At 61.1% G+C, this 5375-nt stretch carries 5 protein-coding genes and 4 tRNA genes; all 9 read right to left on the reverse strand.

All coding sequences use genetic code 11. The annotated features are described in order from the left end of the window. Positions 1–72 precede the first annotated feature (72 nt). A tRNA-Thr gene (locus IH971_10755) sits at positions 73–145 on the reverse strand. Between the two features lie 6 nt (positions 146–151). Beyond that, positions 152–224: transfer RNA gene (locus IH971_10760), tRNA-Gly, on the reverse strand. Between the two features lie 91 nt (positions 225–315). After that, positions 316–402, reverse strand: a tRNA-Tyr gene (locus tag IH971_10765). Between the two features lie 68 nt (positions 403–470). Continuing rightward, positions 471–543: transfer RNA gene (locus IH971_10770), tRNA-Thr, on the reverse strand. 450 nt (positions 544–993) lie between these two features. After that, on the reverse strand, positions 994–1332 hold the full coding sequence (locus IH971_10775; GenBank protein ID MCH7498315.1) for a methyltransferase domain-containing protein: 339 nt from the start codon (positions 1330–1332) through the stop codon (positions 994–996). A 212-nt stretch (positions 1333–1544) separates the two neighbouring features. After that, positions 1545–2933: a cysteine--tRNA ligase gene (locus tag IH971_10780; protein ID MCH7498316.1), complete on the reverse strand. Its 1389-nt coding sequence runs from the start codon at positions 2931–2933 to the stop codon at positions 1545–1547. Further along, entirely contained in the window at positions 2934–3902 is a 969-nt protein-coding gene (locus IH971_10785) for a D-alanine--D-alanine ligase (protein ID MCH7498317.1), read from the reverse strand. Between the two features lies 1 nt (position 3903). Beyond that, positions 3904–4407, reverse strand: a complete 504-nt coding sequence (locus tag IH971_10790; protein MCH7498318.1) for an HAD family hydrolase — start codon at positions 4405–4407, stop codon at positions 3904–3906. Between the two features lie 17 nt (positions 4408–4424). Next, positions 4425–5375, reverse strand: a 951-nt coding sequence (locus IH971_10795) for a flippase-like domain-containing protein (protein ID MCH7498319.1), incomplete at its 5' end; no start/stop codon positions are given.

The raw sequence follows: 5375 nt of genomic DNA on the forward strand, positions 1-5375 counted from the left end.
CTCCTTCGACATCTGGCGCTGTACCTCCTGTATATACTTTGCTGGCCTAACACGCCGGCTGCGGCCATCCCGAGCCTACAACCGGATTCGAACCGGTGACCTCTTCCTTACCAAGGAAGTGCTCTACCTGCTGAGCTATGTAGGCACTTTGAGCGGGAGACGAGACTCGAACCCGCGACCCTCAGCTTGGAAGGCTGATGCTCTACCAACTGAGCTACTCCCGCATGAGCTCTGCGAAGACACTGCGTTGCTTTGAGACCACCAGGTGATAAAATTTGTAGCTGCTTACCTCTCTCCACCCACCGAGCCGCCACCTGGTGGGGAGAGGAGGATTCGAACCTCCGTAGACATTACGTCGGCAGATTTACAGTCTGCTGCCTTTGACCGCTCGGCCATCTCCCCGAATCCTGTTCTCCCGCCGAACCGAGAACCTGGGTCAGCAAAAGCCTAACGATTATCCCGCTGCCGTGAGCCACCAGCAGGATTCGAACCCGCGACCCTCTGATTACAAATCAGACGCTCTACCAACTGAGCTATGGTGGCGTACACCCCTCCCATAGCGGCACCACTTAAGCTGTCCAATTTAAGGCCGTGTCATTACCTAACACCAGATAATAAAGAACGAGATCGGACGGGACTTTCGGGCCGTTGGGTGGGCTGAGCGGCACCAAAACAGCCGCGCATTCACGCTTTAAGAGTGGGCCTGGAGCCACCGGGGTAGGAGGCATGTTGCCATCGAGAGAACGGAAAAATGAGCGGCTGGACAACGGGCGGCTGAACGCCTAGGAGTGGAGCTCGCCGGGAGTCTCGGATAGCCTGCCGCAGGAGGCAACCAGAGAGAATGCGTACGGCCAAAATAGGATTTGGGAGGTAAAGGGCGGGAAAAAATTAATATACACGTGCTGGGCCATAACCAGGCCCGGCCTGCTAAGCATTTCCGGGAGGTTTTTACGCCTAACAATCCTCACGTGGGGATTGACAAAGCGCCGGTGCTTAATAGAATAGTTGACCAAGTGATGCCAGGTGAGATCGCCTCGCAGCCTCTTGAGGCACAAGGACGATCAGCCTGCCACTAGGGGACAACAGCGGTTCCAGATCGCAGAGTATAGCATCGCAGTCGTCCATGTGCTCCAAGACGTGGCACAGGACATTCACGTCGAACTTGGCTTGCATGGAGGCAGCGACGTCGGGCTCGATGAAGCTCACCTTGGGGTAGTTTTTTGCCGCCCGCTGCAGGGCCGCTTTGTTGATGTCGGTCGCGTAGACCGCGGCACCCGTCCCGGCCTGGATGCTGGCTGACAGGAAGCCGTTATTGCAGCCAAAGTCCAGCACTGTCCGGGGAGCAAGTTCCTGAATCAGCCGCAGGGCCTTCTGCGCTGGTCACCGGCTAAGCCCGGTCAATTTGTAACGCTGCGGGATGGATGAGGGTGACAGGATGCAAATAGTGGTACCCTTCGCGCCGGAAACTCAAGAACCTAATCCAAATTGATCTACTAACTTATTGTCTCCCGGCAAGGGCGGCGCGGGGAGGGTCGCGGGCGCCCCTATTCCTTCCTCCATCGGGTCCCGGTGGGGGAATCCTCCAGTACAATCCCCTCTTCCCGGAGCTCAGTCCGGAGGGCATCGGCCCGCTCCCAGTCCCCGGCTTTTCTGGCCGCCTCACGGGCGCTGACGAGCTCGGCGATTCGCTGGTCAGCTGCGGGCTGTGAGCCCGTGAAAATCACGCCCAACAGGTTGTCATAGCGCGTCAGGGCATCCAGGGCAGTCCGGGCACCCTCGCCGGAGAGCTCGCCGGCATCCATGCGGGTGAACAGCTCCCGGGCCCAGCCGAAGATTGCCCCCAAGGCTCCGGCAATGTTGAGATCATCGTCCATGGATGCCTCAACCTGCGCATCCGGGGGCTCCGGCGCGGCACCCGATTGATCCGGGACCACCGCACCCAAACGCCTCGCCAGCTCCCGCAGCCGGTTGATGGCCTTCTGGGATTCCTGTAGCTTGGAAAAGGTGAAGTTCAGCTGCTGCCGGTAGTGGGTGGAAAGTAGGGTATAGCGCACGGCCTCGGGCGAGACATCCCGCGCCAGGATATCGCGCAGAGTGTAGTAGTTACCCAGCGACTTGCTCATTTTCTTCCCGTCGACAATGAGGTGCTCACTGTGGAGCCAGAAGTTCACAAAGGGGGTGGACTTGAGGCTCTGGCTCTGGGCAATCTCGTTTTCGTGATGGGGAAAAATGTTGTCGACACCGCCGCAATGAATGTCAAAATGATCGCCCAGCAGGTGGGTGGACATGATGCTGCACTCCATGTGCCAGCCGGGGCGCCCCTTACCCCAGGGGGATGGCCAGGCGTTGTCCCCATCGGTCTCTTTATGGGCTTTCCACAGCGCAAAATCGCGCGCCTCACCCTTCTCGTAATCGTCCTGAGCCACCCGCTCACCCGCTCGGAGCTGATCGGGATCCAGGTTGGCCAGACGGCCGTAAGGGGGAAAGGACGATACGTCAAAGAAGACGGAGCCGTCCTCAGCCACATAAGCGTGGCCGTTGTCCACCAGCTGCTCAATGGCTGCCACCATCTGTGGTATGTACTCGGTGGCGCGGGGAAGATGATCCGGCGGTAGCAGATTGAGGGTTTTGGTATCCTCAACAAACTGCCGCGTGTAGTAGTCGGTCAGCTCGGCCAAGGTCCGCCCCTCGCGCAGGGCGCGCTCAATGGTCTTGTCATCCACATCGGTAATGTTCATCACGTGTGTGACGCGGAAGCCCTGATAAATAAGGTAGCGCTTCAGCAGGTCCTCAAAAATGAAGGTGCGCAGATTGCCGATGTGGGCCATATCATAGACGGTAGGACCGCAGGTATACAGTGCCACTTGGCCCGGCCGGATGGGCTCGAAAGGCTCCCGGCGGCGGGACAACGTATTGCTGAGCCGCAGCGCCATCTACGCCGGCACCGATTCGGCCAGAGCCAGTTGCGCAATGCGGTCCAGCAGAGCCTCGAAGTCCATACCGGCGGCGGCGGCGGCCATGGGGGTCAAGCTGTGATCTGTCATGCCGGGGAGCGTGTTGAGCTCAAGGCAGTAAAACCTGTCTTTGGGATCGAGGCGCAGATCGACGCGGGCATAGTGACGGCAATCGAGCTCGGCATACAACCGCTGGGCGGCGCCCTGTATGGCCACGGCCAGTTTGAGGGGCAGCTGGGCCGGGACCGTGTAGGCGCTCATGCCTGCGGTGTACTTGCAGTCGTAATCGTAGAGTTGATGTTCGGGTTCAATTTCCACGATGGGCAGCGGGCGCTGGTCCAGGATGGTCACGGTGAGCTCCCGGCCAGGGATATAGGCTTCCACCAGCACTTGCTGGTCAAACTCGTGGGCCAGGGACAAGGCGGGCGCGAGACCGGCCTCATCATCGACGATGGTGAGGCCCACCGTGCTGCCCTCGCCGTTGGGCTTGACCACGACCGGATAGCCTTGCTGCGACAGAAAGTTGGTGAGCGCCCCAGCCTGTGCTGCTCCCAGCACGTTGGGGCCATTGCCCGAATCGAGCCGCACCCAGGGAGCCGTAGGGATGCCCGCCGCCAGCATGCGTTGCTTGGCGCTGTGCTTGTCCATGGCCAGCCGGGAGGCAGCGGAAGGCGAACCGGTGTAGCGCAGACCGGCCTCGTCCAGGGCGGACTGAAGAGTGCCGTCCTCGCCTTCGCCGCCATGCAGGGCGATGAATACCAGCTCGAAAGCCCTCAGTCGCTCCACGGTCGCGGCGAGGTGACCTTCGTAAACCACCGGACGGGCATTGTAGCCCAAACTCTGGAGTGCATCCAAAATGCGGCGCCCCGAAACCAGGGAGACTTCCCGCTCAGAATTGACTCCGCCCAGCAAGACGGCTACACGCACAGATTTGGCAGGCGTGATCACGTCAGCCCAGGTAAGCCCTTAGGCCGGCCACGGTATCCAGGACGAGGGCCGGTGGTGAGGGCAGCTGTGCGCGGGTGGCGCGGCCCCGGCCGGTGAGCACCAAGGCAAACTCGACGCCTGCTTGGTCTGCGGCAGCGAGGTCGGCCAGGGAGTCGCCGATCAGCATGGCGCCACCAGCCGAGGCATGCGCGGCTGCCATGGCCCTAAGCAGCAGGCCAGGTTCCGGCTTGCGGCAGCTGCAGCCGTCGGCAGGGGCATGGGGACAGATGAAAAAGCTGGGTGCCACCCCCCACTCCCGGGAAAACCGTTCGTGCATGGCGTCCACTTCCTCAAGGGGCCACAAGCCCCTGGCAACGCCGCTTTGGTTGGTGACCACAGCCAGCGGATAGCCGGCAGCGTCCAGGTCCCGGAGCAGGGGCCCGGCGAAGGGATAGGGGGTGAGACCGGCCAGATTAGAGTGGTGGCCCTGCTGCTCGTAATTGAGGGTGCCGTCGCGGTCAAACATCAGCAGGCGCCGGTGGCCTATGATGACGCCTCACTGTAGGAATCCCGCTGGCTGTCACGCACTTCCCGCAGTCGCAGATGTGAACGAAAATAGACCACTGCCCCGATGACGGTGTAGGGAATGACGCCCACGGCATGGAGTGCCACGGCGGCGGCCTGCGCCTGGGACTGTTCCACGGACATGATGTTGACCAGCACCATGATCGCGGCGAAATGGTACGTGCCGATGGAGCCAGGGGTAATGGGGACCGAGAGTACCAGGGTGGTCACAACGAGCAGCAGATAGGCGTCAGCCAGGGAGAGCTGCAGATGCATGGCCCGTAGCGTGAGGTAGGCCGAGAGCAGATAGAAGAGCCAGATGCCCACCGATGTAAGGACAATCGTGGGGGTATGCCGCACATGCCGAAGGCTAGTAAACGCCAGTTGGAGGTTGGCGAGAATAACATTCAGGCGCCCTCGCAACCGGGGCGGACCCTGGCTGCGGAGGGCGAGCCACAGGGTGACCAAGGCCACGATTGAACCGAGGACGAGGGCCCACATCAGAGGGACGCGGAACTGGTTGGGCAGTACACCCAGGATAGGCAAGATGACCAATAGTAAGAGGAAACTCATGTAGTCCACCGCCCGCTCCACCAGGATTGAGCCCAACACCTGACTCATGGGAGACGCGGTCTGTCTGGCCACATAATAGCTGCGCACCAGTTCGCCGAGGCGCAGGGGGAGAACAATGTTGGCAAACAATCCCAGCAACGTACCGGAGTTGGTCACCTTGAGAGGCACCTCCTTGACAGGAGCGAGAAAGATGCGCCAGCGCAGCCCGCGCAATGGCACGGAGGCGAGTAGGAGCGCCGCGCCGGCAATCAATCCGAGGGGCTTGCCCTGCCCGAGGGCCTGGCCGAAAGATTGCCAGTCCAGGTTTCTGAAGGCCAACCAGAGGGCCACCAGGCTAACGGCCAGGCCGATGATCAG

This window comes from Candidatus Neomarinimicrobiota bacterium, assembly GCA_022560655.1.
Classification (GTDB): Bacteria; Fidelibacterota; Marinisomatia; order SCGC-AAA003-L08; family TS1B11; genus JADFSS01.

Coding starts and splice junctions, on each gene's coding strand:
- IH971_10780 (MCH7498316.1), bottom strand. CDS start 2,933: ATGGCGCTGCGGCTCAGCAATACGTTGTCCCGCCGCCGGGAGCCTTTC.
- IH971_10790 (MCH7498318.1), bottom strand. CDS start 4,407: ATGTTTGACCGCGACGGCACCCTCAATTACGAGCAGCAGGGCCACCAC.